This window comes from Streptomyces sp. NPDC002490 (assembly GCF_040296045.1).
Taxonomy (GTDB): Bacteria; Actinomycetota; Actinomycetes; order Streptomycetales; family Streptomycetaceae; genus Streptomyces.
In genome coordinates, this window is record NZ_JBEOWM010000040.1 from 22,582 (window position 1) to 46,557 (window position 23,976).

A 23,976-nucleotide genomic window follows, 5' to 3' on the forward strand; every position below is an offset into this window, starting at 1 on the left:
CTGCCCAACATCCTTTCCATGAAAGGGTTTTAACAACTGTCGAATTGTGCAGAGGGGCGCTCCGATGAGCATTTACTCGCGTCCACGACCAGCCTCGCACCGGGAGGCACGGGGCAGGGGGGCCACGCTCCCGGGAGGGACCGGACCGCGGCGAGCGGTGCGGCTCAGCGGGGCGCGTCCTGTGCGCGGGAGCCGACGGGGCCGAGTCCGAAGGTGGTGAACGCGGTGCGGGCGGGCAGGGGGTAGGGGTTCTTGCCGGTGAGGTCGTTGAGGATGGTGGCGCCGCGCCAAGCGGCGAGTCCGAGGTCGGGGGTGCCGACGCCGTGCGTGTGGCGCTCCGCGTTCTGGACGTAGACGTGGCGGCCCGGGCCGACCACGGACGGGTCGAGCACCAGCCGTTGGTGCCGGTCGACACGGAGGCGTCCGGTCTCGTCGTGGCGCAGCAGGGGGACGAGGTCCGCGAGGACCGGGCCGAGGGGGCGCTCGTGGTAGCCAGTGGCGAGGACCACCGCGTCGGTGGCGAGCCGACTGTGGCGGTGTTGCTGCCGGTGCTCCAGGTGGAGGGCGATCCGTGCGTCGGCGAGGCGTTCGACGGAGCGGACCTCGACCGCGGGGGTGAGGACGACGTCGGGCCAACCGCCGTGCAGGGTACGGCGGTAGAGCTCCTCGTGGATGGCGCTGATGGTCTCGGTGTCGATGCCCTTGTGGAGTTGCCACTGCCGGGGCACGAGGGCCTCGCGGACGGACGCGGGGAGGCCGTGGAAGTAGCGGGTGTAGTCGGGGGTGAAGTGTTCGAGGCCGAGTTTGGAGTACTCCATGGGGGCGAACGCCTCGGTGCGGGCGAGCCAGTGGAGGCGTTCGCGACCGGGGGGCCGCTGCCGCAGGAGGTCGAGGAAGACCTCGGCGCCGGACTGGCCGGAGCCGATGACGGTGAGGTGGTCGGCGGTGGCGAGGCGTTCGCGGTGGGTGAGGTAGTCGGCGGCGTGGTGGACGGCCACCGCGGGGTCGTCGGCCAGGGGGCGCAGGGGCTCGGGGACGTGGGGAGCGGTGCCGATGCCGAGGGCGACGTTCTTGGCCCGGGCGCGCTCGCGGGACAGGAGGTGGCCGTCCGGGTCGAGGCGGGTGAGCTCGACGTCGAAGAGGGCGTCCGCACGGTTCCAGCGGACGGAGTCGACGCGGTGGCCGAAGCGGAGGCTGGGGAGTCCTTCGCTGACCCAGCGGCAGTAGGCGTCGTACTCGGTGCGGTGGATGTGGAAGCGCTCGGCGAAGTAGAAGGGGAAGAGGCGCTCGTGGGCGCGGAGGTAATTGAGGAAGGTCCAGGGGTTCGCCGGGTCGACGAGGGTGACGAGGTCGGCGAGGAAGGGGACCTGGAGGGTGGCTCCGTCGAGCAGCAGCCCGGGGTGCCAGTGGAAGGCGGGGTGCTGGTCGTAGAAGACGGCGTCCAGGGTGGTGAGGGGGTGGGCGAGGGCCGCGAGGGAGAGGTTGAAGGGGCCGATGCCGATGCCGATGAGGTCGCGGGGGGTGGCGGACTCCGGCCGGGGGCTCGGCGGGGCGGAGGACCGGACGGGTGCGGGGGACGCGGGGCGCGGGGGCGTCGGGGCGGGGGCCATGGGGGTGTCCTTGTGCCGGGGCGGGGTCGGTTCCTCCCGGTCGGGGGTGGCCTGGGTGCGGGGGTGGTGCGGCGAGGACACCGCGCCCGGACGGGAGGGCGCCCGCTCGACGGGCGCAGCGTGTTCATCCTGGCGCGCGGGGCGAGGTGCCCGGGGCGATGTGCGGGCGGGGAACCCGAAAGAGTTACCGCGGGTGGACACGGGCCGCCGGCGGCCCGCTCACCGCGGGGCGGAGCGCGGCTGCCGCGCCCGGAGGGGCGCGGCAGCCGTGGGGACGGGTTGGTCCCGGTGCCGTCAGGCGCTGCGGATGCGGAGGGCGCGGGCGAGGTCGTCGAGTTGGTCCGCGAGCCGACGGTGCAGGGCCGGGGTGGTCTCGGGATCGGCGAGGCAGGCACGGCCGAGGGCGAGGGTGTCGGGGTCGACGGCGTGCACGGGGAAGCCGTGGTGGCCGAGCGCGGTGGCGATCGCGGGTCCGCGGCGGGCGGAGAGCGCGATGGCCTCGGTGAAGTAGCGGGGGACGTAGTCCGCCACCAGGTCGGCCTGTTCGGGCTGCCAGAAGCCCCGTGCGGTGGCGGTGAACAGGTAGTTGGAGAGCCGGTCGTCGGGGTGGAAGAGGGCCTCCCAGGCGGCCTGCTTGGACTCCGGGTCGGGCAGGGCGGCGCGGCAGAGCGCGGCGCCTTCCTGGCCGGTGGCGCTGGGGTCGCGGGCGAGTTCGGCGTCGATGGCGGCGTGGTCGGTCGCGCCGAGGACGGCGAGGCGGGCGAGGATGCGCCAGCGCAGTTCGGGGTCGAGTTCGGGGCCGCCGGGGACGGTGCCCTCGTCGAGCCAGTCGCCGATGGTGTCCGGGTGGGCGGCGGCGGAGATGAGGTGGCGGACCGCGGTCAGGCGCAGCCCCGGGTTGTCGCCGTCCTCGGTGCGGCGGATCAGCGCGCGGCAGATCCCGGTGACGGCGGTGAGCGCCTCGGGGCGCTGTTCGGGGGTGAGGTAGCGGTCCGCGATGTGGGTGGCGGCGAAGGTGAGGACGCCCTGGACGAGGGCCAGGTCGGTCTCGGCGGGCAGGTGGGCGTCGGCGGTGACGAGGTAGGCGGCGGGTTCGAGGTCGCCGTCGCGGACCATGTCGCGCAGCGCGTTCCACAGGACGGCGCGGGCCAGCGGGTCGGGCACTGCGGAGAGTGCGCGCAGCGCGGTTTCCTCGGAGTCGGTGTCGAGGCGGAGCTTGGCGTAGGTGTGGTCCTGGTCGTTGGGGAGGACGAGGGCCGGCCGGACCCCGGTGCGGGTGGTGGGGGCGTCCTGCGGGAGGTCGACGTCCAGCCGTTCGCGCAGGACGAGGGCGTCCGTGTCGTTGAGGTCGCGGTCGTAGACGCCGACGGTCACCCGGTGCGGACGGCTGCCGTCCCGGTCGAGGGCGAGGGACCAGGTGCCCGGCTTGGCGGTGACGGCGGCGGTGAGGGTGTCGACCCCGGTGGTGCGCAGCCAGGCGTCGGCCCATCCGTGGACGTCGCGTTCGGTGGCGCTGGCGACGGAGTCCAGGAAGTCGGCGAGGGTGGCGTTGCCGAACTTGTGGCGGGCGAAGTGGGTGTTGATGCCGGCGAGGAAGTCCTTCTCGCCGAGCCAGGAGACGAGCTGGCGCAGGGCGGAGGCGCCCTTGGCGTAGGAGATGCCGTCGAAGTTGAGCAGGGCGGAGGCAGTGTCGTCGACGGCGTCGGGGGCGACGGGGTGGGTGGTGGGGCGCTGGTCGGCGTCGTACCCCCAGGCCTTGCGGGCCACGCCGAAGTCGACCCAGGTGTGGGTGAAGCGGGTGCACTCGGTGAGCGTCTGGTAGCCCATGTACTCGGCGAACGACTCGTTCAGCCAGATGTCGTCCCACCACTTGAGGGTGACCAGGTCGCCGAACCACATGTGCGCCATCTCGTGGGCGATGACCATGGCGCGGGTCTGCCGCTCGGTCTCCGTGACGGCGGAGCGGTAGACGAACTCGTCGCGGAAGGTGACGAGGCCGGGGTTCTCCATGGCGCCGGCGTTGAACTCGGGGACGAACGCCTGGTCGTAGGAGTCGAAGGGGTAGGGCTCCTCGAACTTCTCGTGGTAGCGGTCGAAGAGGGCCTTGGTGAGGTCGAGGATCTCGTCGGCGTCGGGGTCGAGGTAGGGGCCCAGGGAGCGACGGCAGTGGATGCCGAAGGGCAGGCCGCGGTGCTCGGTGCGGACGCTGTGCCAGGGTCCGGCGGCGACGGCGACGAGGTAGGTGGAGATGCGGGGGGTGGTGGCGGCGGTCCAGCGGCCGTCGCCGTGGTCGGTGGTGACGGTGTTGGCGAGGACGGTCCAGTCGTCCGGGGCCGTCACGGTCAGGTCGAAGGTCGCCTTGAGGTCGGGCTGGTCGAAGGCGGCGTAGACGCGCTGGACGTCGTCGAGGAAGAGCTGGCTGTAGACGTAGGTCTCGCCGTCGCTGGGGTCGGTGAAACGGTGCATGCCCTCGCCGGTGTGGCTGTAGCGCATGGTGGCGGTGACGGTGAGCTCGTGGGGGCCCTCGGCGAGGGTGAGGGGGAGCCGGTTGTCGTCGAGGGTGGCGGGGTCCAGCGGGGTCCCGTCCAAGGTGGCGGAGTGCAGGTCCACGGGCTTCAGCTCGACGAAGGTGTCCGCGTCCGCGCGGGAGACGAAACGGATGACCGTGCGGGAGGCGAAGGTGTCGTCGCCGGTGGTGAGGTCCAGTTCGACGGTGTAGTGCTGGACGTCGAGGAGCTTGGCTCGGTTGTGCGCTTCGTCGCGCGTCAGTACGGACATGCAGCACATGCTGCACGATGCACGGCCCGCGGCACAGGGCAGCCGTCCACTCCGGGCGGTTCTGCGGCACTTGTACCGTTGTTCAGCAGGGCGCGGGAGCGAAGCGGGGGAGGTGCGCGGGCGCCGCCTGCGCCGGGGTGCCGGTCGGGCGGATCCGGGCGGGCGGGACGGTGGCGCGGCCCCGTCCGGGTCGGACGGACCCGGGCCCGGGCTGCCGGGGCGGGTGACCGGGGGCGGCCGTCGGCGGTGGGCCGGGGTCAGCGGGTGTCGGCGATCTGTTCGTGGTGGCGGATGACCTCGGCGATGATGAAGTTGAGCAGCTTCTCCGCGAAGGCCGGGTCGAGCTTGGCGTTCTCGGCCAGGCTGCGCAGCCGGGTGATCTGTGCGGCCTCACGGGCCGGATCGGCCGGTGGCAGGTGGTGGGCGGCCTTGAGGACGCCCACCTGCTGGGTGCACTTGAAGCGCTCCGCGAGCATGTGGACGACGGCGGCGTCGATGTTGTCGATGCTGTCCCGCAGGCGGGCGAGTTCGGCCTGCACGTCCGCTTCGACGGTGCCGGAGCCCGGACGGTCGTGCTGGTGATCGGTGTCGCTGGTGGTCATGGTGGATCACCCTACGGTGCGAGGGGCCGGCGCCGGGCGCGGCCCCGCCCGGCGCCGCGGGGGCGGGGGCGGGGCCGCACGGCGGCGACTGAGGGGGCACTACAGGGCGGCGGCGGCCGCGGCGATCTCCGCGGCGAAGGCGGACACTTCCGTGTACACCCCGGGGTGGCCCGGTCGGGCGCATCCCTGACCCCAGCTCACGATGCCGACCTGGATCCACTGGCCGGCGGCGTCCCGGCGGAACATGGGCCCGCCGGAGTCGCCCTGGCAGGTGTCGACGCCGCCGGTCTGCACGTACCCGGCGCACAGTTCCTCTTCGGGCACCAGGGAGGAGCCGTACGCCTGCTGGCAGACGGCGTCGCTGACGTGGGGCACCTCCGCCTTGAGCAGGTACCGCTGCTGGGCGCCGCCCTCCCGGGCCGAGCCCCAGCCGGCGACGGTGAAGGTCCCGGTGTCGTACTCGGGGGTGGTCGCGGTCGCCAGGGTGGGCAGGGCGACGGGCCGGTCCAGTTTGACCAGGGCCCAGTCCTTGCCGTAGCCGAAGTAGCCGGGGGCCTGGAGCACCTCGGTGGAGCGCGCCGTGACGGCGCGCGGGTCCTGGAGGTCGACGACTCCGGCGGTGGCGGTGATGGACGTGTTCGGCCCCGAGCCGCTGACGCAGTGGGCGGCGGTGAGGACGATCTGCTGGGTGTACAGCGAACCGCCGCAGCCCATCGAGAGCCGGACCATGAACGGGAACTCCCCCTGTGCCGCCCGGGTGCCGCCGACGACGGGCGAGGGGGTCGCCCGGGCGGGTCCGGGGAGTTGGAGGGAGACGGCGGCGAGGAGGACCGCGCCGATCGCTATCGGTCGTCTGGCGCCCGGCAGGGTCTTCAGGAGCTTCACGGTGCGTCCTTTCGTGGGGGGGTGCCGGGCGGCCGCTACCGCGCCGGCGACGGCGGGAGCCCGCTCACCGGTCGTCGAACGCCCAACATGACATGCACCCGCCAACATGGTGGGGGGTGTGGGGACGGACCGCCGGCACCCGCCACGGACCCGGTTCCGGACAGTGGCCGCGCCGGCGGCCCGGACCCACCTACAGTGGAAACCGGTTCGGTGTCGGCAGGGGGTCCGGACGTGGCGAACGGCTCAACGGTCGAACACGGCTACCCGCACCTGGGCACCGTGCGGGCGGCGATCACCGCGCTGCACCGGCACCTGCCCCCCGGGGCGCTCCACGCCTTCGCCACCAGCGTGACCCCGCTGGACGTGGCGTTCGACGACTCGGAGGACCTGCTGCCGGGGGCGCAGCGGGTGGCCCGGGACATGGTGCACCACTACGGGCTGCCGGACGCCCGACTGGTCATCGCCTTCCGGGCGATGGACCGGGCGGCGACCGTGGAGCTCGGCGACGGACCCGTGTACTCCGTCGAGCTGAACGACCGGTTCCGCCGCCACCGCCGGGACATCGGCGCGGCCCTCGCCCACGAGGTGGCCCATGTGTACCTCCACCGACTGGGCCTGGTCCTCCCGGACACCGCGGAGAACGAGGTCCTGGTGGACACCACCGCCGCGTACCTGGGCGCCGGATGGCTGCTGCTGGACGCCTACCGGGTGGACGGCGTCTCCTCGCAGAAACTCGGGTACCTCACGCCGGAGGAGTACGGGTACGTCCTGGCCAAACGGGCGCTGCTGTTCGGCGAGGACCCCTCGCCGTGGTTCACCAGCCCCCAGGCGTACCCGGCGTACCTCCGGGGAGCGGCCCGGGCCCGGCACGACCGGCGGCAGCCGCCGCTGGTCGGAGCCGGCTGGGCGGCCCGGCGCCGCTACGCGGCGGACCGCCGCCGGGCCGGGACCGGCCGAGCGGTCCCCTCCCCCGACGACGCCTACCGCTTCGAGGGTCCTCCACCGCTGCGGGTGACCTTCGCCTGCCCCACCTGCCACCAACGGCTCAGGGTGCCCGTGCGGGGGCGGGTCCGGGCGCGCTGCGGACTGTGCCGGACGGTCCTGGAGTGCGACACCTGAGCCCGGCGGTCAGTGCGGGGGGAAGCCGCGCTGCCGGGCCGTCTCGTACAGCAGGACGGTCGCCGCGGCGGCGGCGTTCAGGGAGCTGGCGGCACCGCCGATCGGAATGGCGACCGTGGCGTCGCACAGCTCGCGCCAGGCCGCGCTCATCCCGGAGGTCTCGTTGCCGATCACGATCAGGGTCGGCCCGGTCAGGTCGGTGTCCGTGATGCCCGCCGAGCCCCGCTCGTCGGTGCCGACGATCCGCAGCGGCACCCCGCGGGCCCGGACCCCGGCCGCCCAGCCGTCCACGTCCTGCGGGGACGGCACCCGCACCACGGGCACGGCGAACAGGGAGCCGGTGCTGGCCCGCAGGGACCTGGGGTCGTAGACGTCGGCGGCGTGCCCCGAGACGACGACCCCGTGGGCGCCGAAGGCGTCGGCGGAACGGATGAGGGTGCCGATGTTGCCCGGGGTGATGGGGCGGTCGAAGGCCACGCCCAGGAAGTCGGGGCCCGGCGCGATCCGGTCGAACCCGTCCTCCGGCATCGCGGCGACGGCCAGCAGTTCGGGGACGGTGTCCTCCTTGCCGCCGAGTTCGTGGAGCAGTTCCTCCGCCATGGCCACCCGCGGGGTGTGGGCGGGCACCCGGTCGAGTACCTCGCGCGCCCAGCGGGACAGGCCCCGGTCGCCGGAGTGCAGCACCGCGCGCAGGGGCCAGTCGTGCTCCACGGCGAGCGTGATCGGCCGGACGCCCTGGACGAGGAACTCCCCGGCCCGTTGCCGCTTGGAGCGGTTGCCGAGGAGGGCCTGCCACTGCTGGAACCTGGCGTTGCGGGTGGTCACCCGTAGCGAACTCATGCGCCCCACTCTGCCACCGGCCCGGTGGCGGAAGGCACTCGGCGCCCGTTCCCCTCCGTCCGGTCGGGGACGTGGAGGGGAGGGCGCCGAGCTGTACCGCACGCCGTTGTGCGGAACGAACGGTGGCGACCGCGGCGCGGTCGCGGGACCTCAGGCGGTCAGGGCCCGGTCGGTGGGCCGCACCGGGGCGGGCAGGTCGCTGGCGCCGCCGAGGAAGCGGTCGACGCCCCGGGCCGCGGAGCGGCCCTCGGCGATCGCCCACACGATGAGCGACTGCCCGCGACCGGCGTCACCGGCGACGAACACCCCGGGCACGTTGGTCTGGTACTCGCCGTCGCGGGCGACGTTGCCCCGTGCGTCGAGCTCCAGTCCGAACTGGGCGACCAGCCCGTTCTCCTGGTCGGTGCCGGTGAAGCCCATCGCCAGGGTGACCAACTGGGCGGGCAGCGCCCGCTCGGTGCCGGGCTTCTGGACCAGCTTGCCGTCCACGAACTCGACCTCGACCAGGTGCAGCGCCTGGACGTTGCCGTCCTCGTCGCCCTCGAAGCGGGTGGTGGAGACGGAGTAGACCCGCTCGCCGCCCTCCTCGTGCGCCGAGGTCACCTTGTACAGCATGGGGAAGGTGGGCCAGGGCTGGTTCGCGTTCCGCTCCTCGCCGGGGCGCGGCATGATCTCCAGCTGGGTCACGGACAGCGCGCCCTGCCGGTGGGCGGTGCCGACGCAGTCGGCGCCGGTGTCGCCGCCGCCGATGACCACGACGTGCTTGCCCTCGGCGGTGATCGGCGGGGCGACGAAGTCGCCCTCCTGCACCTTGTTGGCGAGCGGCAGGTACTCCATCGCGAAGTGGACGCCGTTCAGCTCGCGCCCGGGCACGGGCAGGTCGCGGGAGACGGTGGCGCCGGCGGCGATGACGACGGCGTCGTAGCGCTTGCGCAGCTTCACCGCGTCGATGTCCCGACCCACCTCGACACCGGTGCGGAACTTGGTGCCCTCGGCGCGCATCTGCTCGACGCGCCGGTTGATGTGCCGCTTCTCCATCTTGAACTCGGGGATGCCGTACCGCAGGAGCCCGCCGATCCGGTCGGCGCGCTCGTAGACGGCGACGGTGTGCCCGGCCCGGGTGAGCTGCTGGGCGGCGGCGAGTCCGGCGGGGCCGGAACCGATGACCGCCACGGTCCTGCCCGACAGGCGCTCGGGGGCCTGCGGGGCGACCCCGCCGTCCTCCCACGCCTTGTCGATGATGGAGACCTCGACGTTCTTGATGGTCACCGCGGGCTGGTTGATGCCGAGGACGCAGGCCGACTCGCAGGGGGCCGGGCAGAGCCGACCGGTGAACTCCGGGAAGTTGTTGGTGGCGTGCAGCCGCTCGGAGGCGGCCTGCCAGTCCTCGCGGTAGGCGTAGTCGTTCCACTCGGGGATGAGGTTCCCCAGCGGGCAGCCGTTGTGGCAGAACGGGATCCCGCAGTCCATGCAGCGGCTCGCCTGGGTGCCGATGACGGGCAGCAGGGAGCCGGGGACGTAGACCTCGTTCCAGTCGCGCAGCCGCTCCTGCACCGGGCGGGAGCAGGCGACCTGGCGGCCGTGGTTCAGGAAGCCCTTCGGGTCAGCCATTGATCGCCGCCTCCATCATCTTCTCGGTGATCTCGGACTCGGGGAGTCCGGCTCGCTCGGCGGCGTCCTTGGCGGCGAGCACTGCCTTGTAGGTGCTGGGGATGATCTTGCTGAAGCGCTCCGCGGCGGTGTCCCAGTCGGCGAGCAGCTTCTCGGCGACGGTGGAGCCGGTCTCCTCGTGGTGGCGGCGCACCACGTCGTGCAGCCACTGCCGGTCGGCCCCGTCCAGCGCCTCGACCGCACCGAGGTTGCCGGAGTTGACGTTGTCGCGGTCCAGGTCGATGACGTAGGCGACGCCGCCGGACATGCCCGCCGCGAAGTTGCGTCCGGTCTCGCCGAGGACGACCGCCCGTCCGCCGGTCATGTACTCGCAGCCGTGGTCGCCGACCCCCTCGGAGACGACCAGCGCGCCGGAGTTGCGGACGCAGAACCGTTCGCCGGTCCGACCGCGCAGGAACATCTCGCCGCCGGTGGCGCCGTAGCCGATGGTGTTGCCGGCGATGGTGGAGTACTCGGCCAGGTGGTCGGCCGAGCGGTCCGGCCGGACCACGATCCGGCCGCCGGACAGGCCCTTGCCGACGTAGTCGTTGGCGTCGCCCTCCAGCCGCAGGGTGACTCCGTGTGGCAGGAACGCGCCGAAGGACTGGCCCGCGGAACCGGTGAAGGTGATGTCGACGGTGTCGTCGGGCAGGCCCGCGCCGCCGAAGGCCCGGGTGACCTCGTGGCCCAGCATGGTGCCGACCGTGCGGTTGATGTTGCGGATCGCGACCCGTGCCCGGACCGGGGCGGCCTCCTCCCGGGAGGGGGCGGCGAGCGCGTCGGCGGCGATCCTGATCAGCTCGTTGTCGAGGGCCTTCGCCAGCCCGTGGTCCTGCTCGACGAGCTGGTGCCGGACGGCGCCCTCGGGCAGCTCCGGGACGTGGAAGAGCGGGGCCAGGTCCAGGCCCTGGGCCTTCCAGTGGTCGACGGCGCGGCCGACGTCCAGCGCCTCCGCGTGGCCGACGGCCTCCTCGACGGAGCGGAAGCCCAGCTCGGCGAGGATCTCGCGGACCTCCTCGGCGATGAACTCGAAGAAGTTGACGACGAACTCGGGCTTGCCGGAGAACCGGTCCCGCAGCACCGGGTTCTGGGTGGCGATGCCGACCGGGCAGGTGTCGAGGTGGCAGACGCGCATCATGACGCAGCCGGAGACCACCAGCGGCGCGGTCGCGAAGCCGAACTCCTCGGCGCCGAGCAGCGCGGCGATGACCACGTCGCGGCCGGTCTTGAGCTGGCCGTCGGTCTGCACGACGATGCGGTCCCGCAACCCGTTGAGCAGCAGCGTCTGCTGGGTCTCGGCGAGACCCAGCTCCCAGGGGCCGCCCGCGTGCTTGAGCGAGGTGAGCGGTGAGGCGCCGGTGCCTCCGTCGTGGCCGGAGATCAGGACGACGTCCGCGTGGGCCTTGGAGACGCCCGCGGCGACCGTGCCGACGCCGACCTCGGAGACCAGCTTCACGTGGATGCGGGCCTTCGGGTTGGCGTTCTTCAGGTCGTGGATGAGCTGGGCGAGGTCCTCGATGGAGTAGATGTCGTGGTGCGGCGGCGGGGAGATCAGCCCCACGCCCGGGGTGGAGTGCCGGGTCTTGGCCACCCACGGGTAGACCTTGTGGCCGGGCAGCTGGCCGCCCTCGCCGGGCTTGGCGCCCTGCGCCATCTTGATCTGGATGTCGTCGGCGTTGACCAGGTACTCGGAGGTGACGCCGAAGCGGCCGGAGGCGACCTGCTTGATGGAGGAGCGGCGCGCCGGGTCGTACAGGCGCTCGGGGTCCTCCCCGCCCTCACCGGTGTTGGACTTGCCGCCGAGCCGGTTCATCGCGACGGCGAGCGTCTCGTGCGCCTCGCGGGAGATGGACCCGTACGACATGGCGCCGGTGGAGAAGCGCTTGACGATCTCGGAGACCGGTTCCACCTCGTCCACCGGGACCGGGGCGCGTCCGCTGTCGAAGGCGAACAGGCCGCGCAGCGTCATCAACCGCTCGGACTGCTCGTTCACCCGGTCGGTGTACTGCTTGAAGATGTCGTAGCGACGGTTGCGGGTGGAGTGCTGGAGCCGGAACACGGTCTCCGGGTCGAACAGGTGCGGCTCGCCCTCGCGGCGCCACTGGTACTCGCCGCCGATCTCCAGCGCGCGGTGCGCGGGGGCGATCCCGGAGGCGGGGTACGCCTTGGCGTGCCGGGCGGCGACCTCCTTGGCGACGACGTCGATGCCGACGCCGCCGATCTTGGTGGCGGTGCCGTTGAAGTAGCGGTCGACGAACTCGTCGGAGAGCCCGACCGCCTCGAAGACCTGGGCGCCCCGGTAGGAGGCGACGGTCGAGATGCCCATCTTGGACATGACCTTGAGGACGCCCTTGCCGAGCGCGTGGATCAGCTTGCGGATCGCGGTCTCGGGCTCGCCGCCGGGCAGGAAGGTGCCGGCGCGGACCAGGTCCTCGACGGACTCCATGGCCAGGTACGGGTTGACGGCGGCGGCGCCGAAGCCGATCAGCAGCGCGACGTGGTGGACCTCGCGCACGTCGCCGGCCTCGACCAGCAGGCCCACGTGGGTGCGCTGCTTGGTGCGGATGAGGTGGTGGTGCACGGCGGCGGTGAGCAGCAGCGAGGGGATCGGCGCGTGCTCGGCGTCGGAGTGCCGGTCGGAGAGCACGACCAACCGGGCCCCGGCCTCGATCGCGGCGTCGGCCTCGGCGCAGACCGCGTCCAGCCGGGCGGCCAGGCCCTCGCCGCCGTCCGCGACCCGGTAGAGGCCGGAGAGCGTGACGGCCTTCATGCCGGGCATGTCGCCGTCGGCGTTGATGTGGATGAGCTTGGCCAGCTCGTCGTTGTCGATGACCGGGAACGGCAGGGTGACGTTGCGGCAGGACGCGGCGGTCGGGTCCAGGAGGTTGCCCTGCGGACCCAGCGAGGAGCGCAGCGAGGTGACGAGCTCCTCGCGGATGGCGTCCAGCGGCGGGTTGGTGACCTGGGCGAAGAGCTGGGTGAAGTAGTCGAAGAGCAGCCGGGGCCGCTCGGAGAGGGCGGCGATGGGCGTGTCGGTGCCCATGGAGCCGATGGGCTCCGCGCCGGACTTCGCCATCGGGGCGAGCAGGACGCGCAGCTCCTCCTCGGTGTAGCCGAAGGTCTGCTGGCGACGGGTCACCGAGGCGTGGGTGTGCACGATGTGCTCGCGCTCGGGGAGGTCCGACAGCTCGATCTCGCCGGCCTCCAACCACTGGGCGTAGGGCTGGTCGGCGGCGAGGGCGGCCTTGATCTCGTCGTCCTCGATGATGCGGTGCTCGGCGGTGTCCACCAGGAACATCCGGCCGGGCTGGAGGCGGCCCTTGCGCACGACGCGGGCGGGGTCGATGTCCAGGACGCCCACCTCGGAACCGAGGACGACGAGTCCGTCCTCGGTCACCCAGTAGCGTCCGGGGCGCAGCCCGTTGCGGTCGAGCACGGCGCCGACCTGCACGCCGTCGGTGAAGGTCACGCAGGCGGGGCCGTCCCAGGGCTCCATCATCGTGGCGTGGTACTGGTAGAAGGCCCGGCGTGCGGGGTCCATGGAGGCGTGGTTCTCCCACGCCTCCGGGATCATCATCAGCACGCTGTGCGGCAGGGAGCGTCCGCCGAGGTGGAGCAGTTCCAGGACCTCGTCGAAGGAGGCCGAGTCGGAGGCGTCCGGGGTGCAGATCGGGAAGATCCGGTCGAGGGTGGCCCGGTCGCCGCCGAAGAGTTCCGAGGCGAGCTGCGATTCGCGGGCGCGCATCCAGTTGCGGTTGCCCTTGACCGTGTTGATCTCGCCGTTGTGGGCGACGAACCGGTAGGGGTGGGCCAGCGGCCAGCTCGGGAAGGTGTTGGTGGAGAACCGGGAGTGCACCAGCGCGACGGCGCTGGCGAACCGGCGGTCCGACAGGTCGGGGAAGAAGGGTTCGAGCTGCCCGGTGGTCAGCATGCCCTTGTAGACGACGGTCCGTGCGGACAGCGAGGGGAAGTACACCCCGGCCTCGCGCTCGGCGCGCTTGCGCAGCACGAACGCCTTGCGGTCCAGGGCGATCCCGCTGCTGGTGCCGTCGGAGACGAAGAGCTGCCGGAAGGCCGGCATCGTGGAGCGGGCGGTGGCGCCGAGGAGCTGCGGCGCGACGGGCACCTCGCGCCAGCCGAGGACGGTCAGGCCCTCTTCGGCGGCGATGGCGTCGATCCGCGCGGCGTGGGCGTCGGCGGCGTGCTCCGGCAGGAAGGCGATGCCGACCGCGTAGCCGCCCGCGTCGGGCAGCGGGAAGTCGGTGACCTCGCGCAGGAAGGCGTCGGGCACCTGGGTGAGGATGCCGGCGCCGTCGCCGGAGTCGGGCTCGGAGCCGGTGGCGCCGCGGTGCTCCAGGTTGCGCAGAACCGTGAGTGCCTGGTCGACCAGCGCGTGGCTCGCCTCGCCGGTGAGGGTGGCCACGAAGCCGACGCCGCAGGCGTCGCGCTCGTTGCGCGGGTCGTACATCCCCTGGGCTGCGGGGCGAGCGTCCATGTGCGCCCAGGGGGCGCTCACGGGGAGCTGGGATGGCTGGCGCGGCGTACGCATCGGCACTCCCGTCGTCGTCGTGGCATGTATCCGGTGCCGAGGGACGACGTTGGCCCTCTGCGAAAAATTTCGTGCAGGTTACATGATGGAATTGCTTCTCGAAAAGCGGATAACTCATTCCAACATGCGGACGCCCCGAGGGCCCGTGGAGGTGGTGCGGGCGTGGGACGCGGAGGCGGCGCGCGTCGACCGGCCCGGAGGGTTCTCGGGGGCCTGGACGTCGGCGACCGTGGTTCGGGGGACCCGCGTGGGGTCGAGGCGGTGACCGTGCGGGCCACCGGAGGACGGGTGGGCTTCGTTGCCCACGGCGCTTACGGCTCATGCCCAGCCGTCGGAGACTCGAAACCGCTCTTCGACGGCTGCCCTCAGGCTTCCGCGCCGGGATCCCGTCCCGGCTCGGCGGCACCGGGCGCACCCGTCATCCTACGGCCGTCCCCAGGATATTGCCCAGGAGGTAAGTCACAGCGGCTGCCGCGCCGCCCAGCGCCAGCTGTCGCAGTCCGCTGTACCACCAGCTGCGGGCGGTCACCTTGGCCACCACCGCCCCGCACAGGAAGAGCCCGACGAGCGCCACCACCACCGCCGGCCACAGCGCACCGGCACCCAGCAGGTAGGGCAGCACGGGAAGCAGCGCGCCCAGGGCGAAGGCGGCGAACGACGAGGCCGCCGCGACCAGCGGGGACGGCAGCTCGCCCGGGTCGATGCCGAGCTCCTCGCGGGCGTGGATCTCCAGCGCCTGCTCCGGGTCCCGGGAGAGCTGCCGGGCGACCTCCCGGGCCAGTTCGGGCTCCACCCCGCGGGCGGTGTACAGCTCGGCCAGCTCCCGTTCCTCGTCCTCGGGGTGCTTGCGCAGTTCCCGGCGTTCCACGGCCAGCTCGGCCTCCACCAGCTCCCGCTGGGAGGCCACCGAGGTGTACTCCCCCGCCGCCATGGAGAACGCGCCCGCCGTGAGTCCGGCCAGTCCGGCGATCACGATCGTCCGTTGGGAGACGTCGCCGCCGGCGACGCCGGTCATCAGTGCGAGGTTGGAGACCAGGCCGTCCATCGCACCGAACACCGCCGGCCGCAGCCACCCACCGTTGACGTCGCGGTGCGTGTGGTTGTCGCGGTGGGCCGCGTGGAGCGGCGCCTCCGTCTGGATGAGGGCCATGGTGGTGCCGACTCCGTTCCGTGGTGAGTTCCGGTGACAGCACCGAACTTACGCACGAAAAACGGCTCTGACCAGCAAGGAAGGCCATACTTACCTGGCGTGGAGGGGCTTGCTGGAAACCCGGGGCGGCAGGCAGGAGGGGGGCGGACACCGAGTGTCCGCCCCCCCTCTTCCGGATGGGTGTGCTCCGTCAGCCCTTGCCGCTCGGGGTCCCGGACCGGCCGGATCCGGCCGACCGCTCCCCGGGGCCCTCGGTCCCGTCGGTCGCCCCGGACTCCTCGTCCGCGTCCGCCCCGCCGGAGTCCTCGCCGGAACCGTCACCCGGCTCGACGACCTCCTCGCGGCCGGGCCGCTTCTTCAGCGAGACCACGAGGTAGACCACGGCGAGCACGAAGACGAACAGTGCGGTCCAGTTGTTGAGGCGCAGTCCCAGGATGTGGTGGGCCTCGTCGACCCGCAGGTACTCGATCCAGAACCGGCCCGCGCAGTACGCGGCGACGTAGAGGGCGAAGGCGCGGCCGTGTCCGAGCCGGAAGCGGCGGTCCGCCCAGATGACGAGCACGGCGACGCCCACGCACCACAGCGACTCGTACAGGAAGGTCGGGTGGTACGTGCCGGGCACCCGACCGTCCGCCGTGGAGGTGATCTCCACGGCCCAGGGCAGGTCGGTGGGACGTCCGTAGAGCTCCTGGTTGAACCAGTTGCCCCAGCGGCCGATCGCCTGGGCGAGGGCGATGCCGGGGGCGACGGCGTCCGCGTACGCGGGCAACGGGATGCCCCGCTGACGGCAGCCGATCCAGGCGCCGAGCGCACCGAAGGCGATCGCGCCCCAGATGCCGAGGCCGCCCTCCCAGATCTTGAACGCGTCGATCCAGTCCCGGCCCGCGCCGAAGTACAGCTCGTAGTCCGTGATCACGTGGTAGAGCCGGCCGCCCACCAGACCGAAGGGGACCGCCCAGACGGCGATGTCGGCGACGGTGCCGGACCGGCCGCCCCGGGCGATCCAGCGGCGGTTGCCGAGCCAGACCGCCACGAAGACGCCGATGATGATGCAGAACGCGTAGCCGCGCAGCGGAATGGGCCCGAGATACACCACACCGCGCGAGGGGCTGGGGATGAAGGCAAGTTCCATGGCGATGACGACGCTACCTTGCCGAACGCCCCGCCCGGCAGCCGACCCCGGACACGTCTGGGTAACGGGGCCCGCTCGGGCGGCCCGCCGTCCGAGCGGGGCGGCGGGGCGCACCCGCCCCGCGTGCGCGCCCGGTCAGCCCCGGTCGGCGGCTGCGGCGTCGACCTGCTGCTTCAGCTTCGCCGGGGTGAGCGGGTTGGACTGGTCCCCGTAGACGTCCTTGCCGTTGAGCAGGACGGTCGGAGTGCCGCGCAGTTCGGCGTCCTGGAACGCCTGGTTGGACTTGGCCACCCAGGCGTTGTGGGTCCCGTCGTCCACACAGGCGCGGAAGGCGTCGGTGGCGAGGCCCTGGACCTCGCCCGCGAGGTCGATCAGGGTGCCGTCGTCGGCGAAGGCGTCATCGGTCTCGGCGGGCTGCTTCTCGAAGAGCACGTCGTGGTAGGCGGGGAACTTCCCGGTCTCCTGGGCGCACGCGGCGGCGTTCGCGGCGTGCAGCGAACCGCTCCCGCCCATGTTGCCGTCGATCAGCGTCGCGAAGCGGTACTCCACCTTGAGCTTGCCGCTGTCGGTCAGCTCGTGGATGGTCGAGCGGTAGCTGTCCTCGAACATCTTGCAGCCGGGGCAGCGGAAGTCCTCCCAGACCGTGAGGGTCGACGGGGCGTTGTCCTTGCCGACCGGGATGACCAGCCCGTCCTTGCCGGTGGCGCCCTTCGGCACCACCACGGGGCCCGAGGTGTCGCCCCCGCCGCCCGAATTCGCGGCGATCACCCCGACCACGGCAGCCAGGCCGAGCACCCCGACGACGGCGCTGCTGACGATCAGGGTCCGGCGGCGGCGCTCCCGCGCCTTCTCACGCTCGCGTTCGACCGCCAGCCGCTCGCGGGCGGTGCGCTTTCCCTCACGGTTCTTGTCACTCACACCCGGCAAACGAGCCGGCGGCCCGGCCGTCCCCACCCGGCCGGAGGACCATCCCTTCGGGTGACGGGCCGCCCCTGCTCAGCCGTTCGAACAGCACGTCGGGGCGCGCGCGCCGGCGTGCGCCCCGAAGAGGAGGTGATCAGCCGCGGCGTACGCCGGCGGCCAGCTCACCGGCCAACTGCCGCACCGCGGCGAGTCCCTCGGCGGGACCGTCCGCGTCCAGCATCCGCTTGACGAAGGCCGATCCGACGATGACCCCGTCGGCGAAGCCGGCGACCTCCGCCGCCTGCTCCGCGTTGGACACGCCGAGCCCCACGCACACCGGCAGCTCGGTGCTGGCCCGGGTGCGCCGCACCAGGTCCTGCGCCTGCTCCCCCACCGACTCGCGGGTGCCCGTGACCCCCATCAGCGAGGCGGCGTAGACGAACCCGGAGCCGGCGGCGGTGATCTCGGCGAGCCGGGAGTCCCGGCTGCTGGGCGCCACCACGAACACGGTCGCCAGCCCGTGCTTCTCGGCGTGCTCCCGCCACAGCGCCGACTCCTGGACCGGGAGGTCGGGCAGGATGCACCCCGCGCCGCCGGCCGCGGCCAGCTCCGCGGTGAACCGCTCGACGCCGTAGCGGTCGATCGGGTTCCAGTAGGTCATCACCAGGACCGGCTTGCCAGTGGCCAGGAACGCCTCGCGGACCGTGCGCATCACGTCGGCGATGCGCACCCCGCCCCGCAGCGCGATGTCGTCGGCGGTCTGGATGACCGGCCCGTCGAGGACGGGGTCGCTGTGCGGCAACCCGACCTCGACCACGTCCGCGCCGCCCTCGAAGGCCGCCTTGACGGCCTCGATGCCGCCGTCCACGGTCGGGAAGCCGGCCGGGAGGTAGGCGATCAGGGCGGCACGGCCCTCGGCGCGACTCGCGGCGAGGGTCTCCTCCAACAGCCGTCGCTGGCCGCCGAGGCCGGCGGAGGGCTCGGTGCTCGTGTCGGTCGTCGCGGTCACTTCGCGTCCCCCTGGATCTCGGCGGCGCCGCCGTCGCTGTCCGCCGCGACCGCGGCGTCGGTGTCGTACAGCCCGAAGTACCGGGCGGCGGTGTCCATGTCCTTGTCACCGCGACCGGAGAGGTTCACCAGGACGAGCCCGTCCGGACCCAGCTCCCGGCCCACCTCCAGGGCGCCCGCGAGGGCGTGCGCGCTCTCGATGGCCGGGATGATGCCCTCGGTGCGGGAGAGCAGACGCAGCGCCTGCATCGCCGCGTCGTCGGTGACCGCGCGGTACTCGCCGCGCCCGCTGTCCTTGAGGTACGCGTGCTCGGGGCCGATGCCGGGGTAGTCGAGGCCGGCGGAGATGGAGTAGGGCTCGGTGATCTGGCCCTCGTCGTCCTGGAGGACGTAGGAGCGCGAACCGTGCAGGATGCCCGGCTCGCCCTGGGTCAGGGTCGCCGCGTGCTCCCCGGTCTCCACCCCGTGGCCGGCCGGCTCGCAGCCGATCAGCCGGACGGAGGGGTCCGGGACGAAGGCGTGGAAGAGGCCGATCGCGTTGGAACCGCCGCCCACGCAGGCCACCGCGGCGTCGGGCAGGCGACCGGCGCGCTCCAGGACCTGCCGGCGGGCCTCGACGCCGATGACCCGGTGGAAGTCGCGGACCATCCCCGGGAAGGGGTGCGGCCCGGCGACCGTGCCGAACAGGTAGTGCGTGCGGTCCACGTTGGCCACCCAGTCGCGGAACGCCTCGTTGATGGCGTCCTTGAGGGTGCGCGAACCGGACCGGACGGCGACGACCTCCGCGCCGAGCATCCGCATGCGCGCGACGTTCAGCGCCTGGCGCTGGGTGTCGATCTCGCCCATGTAGACGGTGCATTCGAGGCCGAACAGCGCGCAGGCGGTGGCGGTGGCCACGCCGTGCTGACCGGCTCCGGTCTCGGCGATGACCCGGGTCTTGCCCATCCGCCGGGTGAGCAGGGCCTGGCCCAGCACGTTGTTGATCTTGTGCGAGCCGGTGTGGTTGAGGTCCTCGCGCTTGAGGAACACCCGGGCGCCGCCGGCGTGTTCGGCGAACCGCGGCACCTCGGTCAGCGCGCTGGGGCGCCCCGTGTAGTGGACCAGCAGGTCCTCCAACTCGGCGGCGAAGGCGGGGTCCGACTTGGCCTTGTCGTACTCGACGGCGACCTCGTCGACGGCGGCCACCAGGGCCTCGGGAATGAACTTCCCGCCGTACGCCCCGAAGTAGCCCTCGGGGCTCGGGACGGAGCCGTCGGGGTCGGGAACGAAGAAATCACTGGGCATGTCTGGCTTCCTCACGGGGCGCACGCGCCCCGGAAACTCGGTCCGACGATGACTGCGCGGGACGGCCGCCGGGATCCGGGTGCCCTTGAGGGACCGACGTCGACGCGTCGGTCAGCCCCGCCCGGCGCACGCCGGGCGGACGGGTACCACGGTCCCCGGACCGTCCGGGGCACACCATCGCATGCCGTTCACCTGGCCGGGCTCGTCCCCGATGACGTACCGCACCCGCCGCCCCCGGACCCGCCGTGCGGGCGCACGGCAGCCGCGCGGCTTGCAGCCGCGGGCGAGTCGGGAGGCGATGGGCACGGGTGTCGTCAGCTCCGCCCGTGCCGCAGCGCGGGGTGCGCGCCGGCGGCGACCAGGTCGGACACCGCGGTCCGCGGGTCCTTGCCGGTGACCAGGGACTCGCCCACGAGGACCGCGTCGGCGCCGGCGTTGGCGTACGCGATGAGGTCGTGCGGCCCCCGCACGCCGGACTCGGCGACCTTGACGATCCCGTCCGGGATCTCCGGGGCGACCCGGTCGAAGGTGCCGCGGTCCACCGCGAGGGTCTTGAGGTTGCGGGCGTTCACCCCGATGATCCGGGCGCCGGCGTCCACCGCGCGCTCCGCCTCGTCCTCGTCGTGGACCTCCACCAGCGGGGTCAGCCCGATGGACTCGGCGCGTTCGATCAGCGACACCAGGGCGGGCTGGTCGAGGGCGGCGACGATCAGCAGGGCCAGGTCGGCGCCGTAGGCGCGGGCCTCCCACAGCTGGTAGGAGGTGACGATGAAGTCCTTGCGCAGGACCGGGATGTCGACCCGGGCCCGGACGGCCTCCAGGTCGGCGAGCGAGCCGCCGAAGCGACGCTGCTCGGTGAGGACGGAGATGACGGCAGCGCCGCCCTCCTGGTAGTCGGAGGCGAGGCCGGCCGGATCGGCGATGGCGGCCAGCGCGCCCTTGGAGGGGCTGGACCGCTTCACCTCGCAGATCACCCGGACGCCCTCGCCGCGCAGCGCGGCGACCCCGTCACGGGCCGCGGGAGCCTTCGCCGCACGCTCCTTGAGCTCGTCGAGGCTGGTGCGGGCCTGCCGTTCGGCGAGGTCGGCACGGACTCCGTCGATGATCTCGTCGAGCACACTCACGCGAGCGGCCCCCTTCCCTGACGGTTGGCGGGTGGAGAGGTGGTGCTCCCGGGCCGCCGGGGGGCGGATCGGGTGGTCACTTGCGATGGTATCCGCAGGACGGCGGCGGGTTCGCATCGGTGCCGCGCAGTCCCATGGGATGGACGTTCTCCGGTGGTCAAGGTCTCAGCCAGCCACCGAAGGGCAGGTTCCGGACGACCGTGAACACGGCCACCACGGCGCCCAGCGTCCAGAGCACCGCGGTGGGCGGCACCGCGAGGGGCCGTCCCCGTGCCGCGCGCAGCGCCCACCCCGTCCACAGCAGCGCGAAGGCGAGGAAGGCGAGGACGGCGAGGGCGTTGGCGCCCAGGGCGGTGCCCAGGTCCCCGTGGACGAAGGCGTGGGCGCTGCGCAATCCGCCGCAGCCCGGGCAGTACGCCCCGGTCACCCGGAACAACGGGCAGGGCGGGTAGTGGCCCGGCTCGTTGGGATCGACGGCCCCCACGTACCCGAACCCCGCGAGGACCGCGCCCAGGACGCCGAGCGGCACGAGGAGGCGCCGCAGGGCCCCGGGTTCGGGCGGGGCGAGGGGGGCCGGTTCGGGATCGACGCTCACCCGTGCATTCTGCCCGGCGGGCGCGGCCCGCGCGCGGCGGCGGGGCGGGCGGGGCGGACACGACCCCCCAGAACGCGCGGGTTCCGCGCGCGCGGAAGGCGGGCCGCCGGCGTGCTCGCCGGGCCCGCCCGTCCTTCGGGACGGGTCGCGCGCGGCGTACCAGTGCGCCCCCGGCCGGGGCTCAGCTCTCGGGGTTCAGGATGTCCCTGGGGCGCTTCTGGCCCATGCCGGCCATGCTCATGGCGCCGCCGACGACCGGGGAGAGCCCGAGGATGGCCATGCCGACCCAGAAGCCGGTGGTGTTCGCCATGACCATGAAGGCGCCCGCGACGCAGAAGCCGACGAAGGCGATGATGACGCTGGCCCAGGCGGCGGGGGTGTGACCGTGGCTGCTGGCCGACATGACGTGCTCCTCGTTGCTGAAAGGCGGCTGGGTGCGGCCGTATCCGTGGGGGGAGCCGGACGCTCGGTGGTCATTGTTCCGCACCGGGGGCCCGGAGGTGTGCGCGGGGTGCGTGGCGGCGCGCTGCCGTCCGGGTGGGACCCGGGAGGGCGTCAACCGTCCTGTCGGGTGGGGTCCTCACCGCGGTCCAGGGCCTTCCACAGGTCCTCGGGGCGGTCCGGGTCCACGGGGGCCGCGGCGCGGCGGCGCGGGGTGCCGTCCCGTTCGTAGCGCCCGGACATGGCCGGCCACAGCCGCCCGTAGCGCAGCGCCAGCAGCCCGGCGAGCAGGATCAGCAGCCCGCCGACCGCGGCCACGTAGGGCCAGCCGCTGTGGCTGAGGGCCTGCACGGTGGCGGAGGTGTCGCCGGAGACCTCGGCGGCCCGTTCGTCCAGGGCACCGCTGTCGCTCGCGCCGAGGACGGCCGCGACGACGGTGCCCGCCCCGCAGAGGGTGAGCAGCGCGGCGACGGCGACCCGTCCGCTGCGGCGCACCGCGAAGACCGCCACCAGGGCGGCCAGCCCGACGACCGCGAGCGCCGCGGGGACCCCCGTCACCTCGCTGCCCTTGGCGGTCAGCGGGAAGTCGCCGCCGGGAACGGTGGCCGTGCCCGCGGTCCACCCCTGACGGCTGGCGAGCAGGGCCACCGCGGCCCCGGCCGCGCCCAGCAGCAGGGCCACGGCCAGGCTGCGGAGCCCGGCCCTCGCGGACGGTCGTTCGGTGCCCCCTCGGGGCTGCGGTACGGCAGTAGTCACCCCACCACTATCCCTTGCCCGGCCTCCGGCGCCGAGCCGGGGGTGCGGCTCCGGTCAGCCGGTGGCGAGGCGGTTCGCGGTGTGCACGGCGCGCAGCACCGCCGCCGCCTTGTTGCGGCACTCCTGGTCCTCCAGCTCGGGGTCGGAGTCGGCGACGACCCCGGCTCCGGCCTGCACGTAGGCGGTGCCGTCGCGCAGCAGGGCGGTGCGGATGGCGATGGCGGTGTCGGAGTCCCCGGCGAAGTCCAGGTAGCCGACGCAGCCGCCGTACAGCCCGCGCCGGGACGGCTCCAGCTCGTCGATGATCTGCATGGCCCGCGGCTTGGGGGCGCCGGAGAGGGTGCCCGCGGGGAAGCAGGCGGTCAGCACGTCGAAGGCGGTGCGGTCGGGGGCGACCCGCCCGGTCACCGTGGAGACGATGTGCATGACGTGCGAGTAGCGCTCGATGGACATGAAGTCCACGACCTCGACGGAGCCGGGCTCGCAGACCCGTCCGAGGTCGTTGCGCCCGAGGTCGACGAGCATCAGGTGCTCGGCGCGTTCCTTGGGGTCGGCGAGGAGTTCGTCCGCGAGGGCCTGGTCCTCCTGGGGCGTGGCGCCGCGCGGCCGGGTGCCCGCGATGGGGTGCAGCAGGGCGTGCCCGTCCTCGACCTTCACCAGGGCCTCCGGGGAGGAGCCGACGACGTCGAAGTCCTCGAAGCGGATCAGGTACATGTACGGGGACGGGTTGGTGGCCCGCAGCACCCGGTACACGTCCAGGGCGCTGGCCTCGCAGGCGGTCTCGAAGCGTTGCGAGGGCACCACCTGGAACGCCTCGCCGGCCCGGATGCGCTCCTTGACGTCCTCCACGGCGGCCCGGAAGTCCGGGCCGCCCCAGCGGGCGGTGAACTCGGGCAGTTCGGAGGGCGGCAGCGCGGCCGGGGGCTGGGCGACCGGTCGGGAGAGGTCGGCCTCCATGGCGTCGAGCCGAGCGACCGCGTCCGCCCACGCCTCGTCCACCCCGGTGTCGAGGTCGTTGTGGTTGATGGCGTTGGCGATCAGTTGGACGGTGCCGTTCCAGTGGTCGAGGACGGCGAGGTCGGAGGTGAGCAGCATGGTCAGCTCGGGGAGCTTCAGGTCGTCCCGCTCCCCGGGGCCGATCCGCTCCAGCCGGCGCACGATGTCGTAGCCGAGGTAACCGACCATGCCCCCGGTGAAGGGCGGCATCCCGGCGGTGAGGTCGCGGGGGGTGTGCAGCAGTTCCACGGTGGCGCGCAGCGCCGCGAGCGGGTCCCCGTCGACCGGGACCCCGACCGGCGGGGTGCCCAGCCAGTGGGCCTCGCCCCCGCGGGTGGTGAGGGTCGCGGCGCTGCGGACCCCGACGAAGGAGTAGCGGGACCAGGAGCGGCCGTTCTCGGCGGACTCCAGCAGGAAGGTGCCCGGCCGCTCGGCGGCGAGCTTGCGGTACAGGCCGACCGGGGTGTCGCCGTCCGCGAGGAGGGTGCGGCTGACGGGGACGACGCGGCGGTCGGCGGCGAGCTTGCGGAAGGTCTCCAGGTCCATGGCGGGTG

At 73.2% G+C, this 23,976-nt stretch carries 19 protein-coding genes; 1 reads left to right on the forward strand and 18 read right to left on the reverse strand.

The genetic code is table 11. The annotated features are described in order from the left end of the window. Positions 1 to 164 precede the first annotated feature (164 nt). The 4 genes from ABT092_RS23240 to ABT092_RS23255 form a co-directional block, all read right to left on the reverse strand. The gene (locus ABT092_RS23240) at positions 165 to 1,610 is read right to left on the reverse strand and encodes a lysine N(6)-hydroxylase/L-ornithine N(5)-oxygenase family protein (RefSeq protein WP_351246941.1); all 1,446 of its coding nucleotides are present in this window, start codon (positions 1,608 to 1,610) and stop codon (positions 165 to 167) included. Between the two features lie 294 nt (positions 1,611 to 1,904). Then, on the reverse strand, positions 1,905 to 4,397 hold the full coding sequence (gene pepN, locus ABT092_RS23245; RefSeq protein ID WP_351246878.1) for an aminopeptidase N: 2,493 nt from the start codon (positions 4,395 to 4,397) through the stop codon (positions 1,905 to 1,907). 248 nt (positions 4,398 to 4,645) lie between these two features. Then, entirely contained in the window at positions 4,646 to 4,990 is a 345-nt protein-coding gene (locus ABT092_RS23250) for a chorismate mutase (RefSeq protein WP_351246880.1), read from the reverse strand. Between the two features lie 99 nt (positions 4,991 to 5,089). Beyond that, the gene (locus ABT092_RS23255) at positions 5,090 to 5,875 is read right to left on the reverse strand and encodes a S1 family peptidase (RefSeq protein WP_351246882.1); all 786 of its coding nucleotides are present in this window, start codon (positions 5,873 to 5,875) and stop codon (positions 5,090 to 5,092) included. 231 nt (positions 5,876 to 6,106) lie between these two features. On the opposite strand from ABT092_RS23255, the gene ABT092_RS23260 reads away from it, so the two are divergent. Continuing rightward, complete coding sequence (locus ABT092_RS23260; protein WP_351246884.1) at positions 6,107 to 6,994, forward strand: hypothetical protein; 888 nt, start codon at positions 6,107 to 6,109, stop codon at positions 6,992 to 6,994. A 9-nt stretch (positions 6,995 to 7,003) separates the two neighbouring features. On the opposite strand, the gene ABT092_RS23265 is transcribed toward ABT092_RS23260, so the two are convergent. The 14 genes from ABT092_RS23265 to ABT092_RS23325 all read right to left on the reverse strand — a co-directional run bounded on the left by ABT092_RS23265 (position 7,004) and on the right by ABT092_RS23325 (position 23,968). Then, positions 7,004 to 7,834, reverse strand: a complete 831-nt coding sequence (locus ABT092_RS23265; RefSeq protein ID WP_351246886.1) for a TrmH family RNA methyltransferase — start codon at positions 7,832 to 7,834, stop codon at positions 7,004 to 7,006. A gap of 150 nt (positions 7,835 to 7,984) precedes the next feature. Continuing rightward, positions 7,985 to 9,445, reverse strand: coding sequence for a glutamate synthase subunit beta (locus ABT092_RS23270; RefSeq protein ID WP_351246888.1), 1,461 nt, complete (start codon positions 9,443 to 9,445; stop codon positions 7,985 to 7,987). Further along, positions 9,438 to 13,952 (reverse strand): glutamate synthase large subunit, encoded by a 4,515-nt coding sequence (gltB, locus tag ABT092_RS23275; RefSeq protein ID WP_351246943.1) that lies wholly within the window; start codon positions 13,950 to 13,952, stop codon positions 9,438 to 9,440. Before gltB ends, ABT092_RS23270 begins: the two co-directional genes overlap by 8 nt. 499 nt (positions 13,953 to 14,451) lie before the next feature. Continuing rightward, positions 14,452 to 15,183: a VIT1/CCC1 transporter family protein gene (locus ABT092_RS23280; protein WP_351246890.1), complete on the reverse strand. Its 732-nt coding sequence runs from the start codon at positions 15,181 to 15,183 to the stop codon at positions 14,452 to 14,454. A 190-nt stretch (positions 15,184 to 15,373) separates the two neighbouring features. Beyond that, the gene (lgt, locus tag ABT092_RS23285; RefSeq protein ID WP_351246892.1) at positions 15,374 to 16,315 is read right to left on the reverse strand and encodes a prolipoprotein diacylglyceryl transferase; all 942 of its coding nucleotides are present in this window, start codon (positions 16,313 to 16,315) and stop codon (positions 15,374 to 15,376) included. 135 nt (positions 16,316 to 16,450) lie between these two features. Continuing rightward, positions 16,451 to 17,233: a DsbA family protein gene (locus ABT092_RS23290; protein ID WP_351246894.1), complete on the reverse strand. Its 783-nt coding sequence runs from the start codon at positions 17,231 to 17,233 to the stop codon at positions 16,451 to 16,453. A 139-nt stretch (positions 17,234 to 17,372) separates the two neighbouring features. After that, entirely contained in the window at positions 17,373 to 18,167 is a 795-nt protein-coding gene (gene trpA, locus ABT092_RS23295; RefSeq protein ID WP_502968490.1) for a tryptophan synthase subunit alpha, read from the reverse strand. 56 nt (positions 18,168 to 18,223) lie between these two features. Continuing rightward, positions 18,224 to 19,510 (reverse strand): tryptophan synthase subunit beta, encoded by a 1,287-nt coding sequence (trpB, locus tag ABT092_RS23300; protein WP_351246898.1) that lies wholly within the window; start codon positions 19,508 to 19,510, stop codon positions 18,224 to 18,226. A gap of 111 nt (positions 19,511 to 19,621) precedes the next feature. Continuing rightward, complete coding sequence (gene trpM / locus ABT092_RS31045; protein WP_502968489.1) at positions 19,622 to 19,816, reverse strand: tryptophan biosynthesis modulator TrpM; 195 nt, start codon at positions 19,814 to 19,816, stop codon at positions 19,622 to 19,624. An 8-nt stretch (positions 19,817 to 19,824) separates the two neighbouring features. Then, positions 19,825 to 20,634: an indole-3-glycerol phosphate synthase TrpC gene (trpC, locus tag ABT092_RS23305; protein WP_351246900.1), complete on the reverse strand. Its 810-nt coding sequence runs from the start codon at positions 20,632 to 20,634 to the stop codon at positions 19,825 to 19,827. A gap of 157 nt (positions 20,635 to 20,791) precedes the next feature. Continuing rightward, the gene (locus ABT092_RS23310) at positions 20,792 to 21,229 is read right to left on the reverse strand and encodes a DUF2752 domain-containing protein (RefSeq protein ID WP_351246902.1); all 438 of its coding nucleotides are present in this window, start codon (positions 21,227 to 21,229) and stop codon (positions 20,792 to 20,794) included. A gap of 181 nt (positions 21,230 to 21,410) precedes the next feature. Further along, the gene (locus ABT092_RS23315; protein WP_351246904.1) at positions 21,411 to 21,632 is read right to left on the reverse strand and encodes an HGxxPAAW family protein; all 222 of its coding nucleotides are present in this window, start codon (positions 21,630 to 21,632) and stop codon (positions 21,411 to 21,413) included. 152 nt (positions 21,633 to 21,784) lie between these two features. After that, positions 21,785 to 22,426 (reverse strand): TIGR02234 family membrane protein, encoded by a 642-nt coding sequence (locus tag ABT092_RS23320; RefSeq protein ID WP_351246906.1) that lies wholly within the window; start codon positions 22,424 to 22,426, stop codon positions 21,785 to 21,787. A gap of 54 nt (positions 22,427 to 22,480) precedes the next feature. Continuing rightward, entirely contained in the window at positions 22,481 to 23,968 is a 1,488-nt protein-coding gene (locus ABT092_RS23325) for an anthranilate synthase component I (protein WP_351246908.1), read from the reverse strand. Positions 23,969 to 23,976 lie beyond the last annotated feature (8 nt).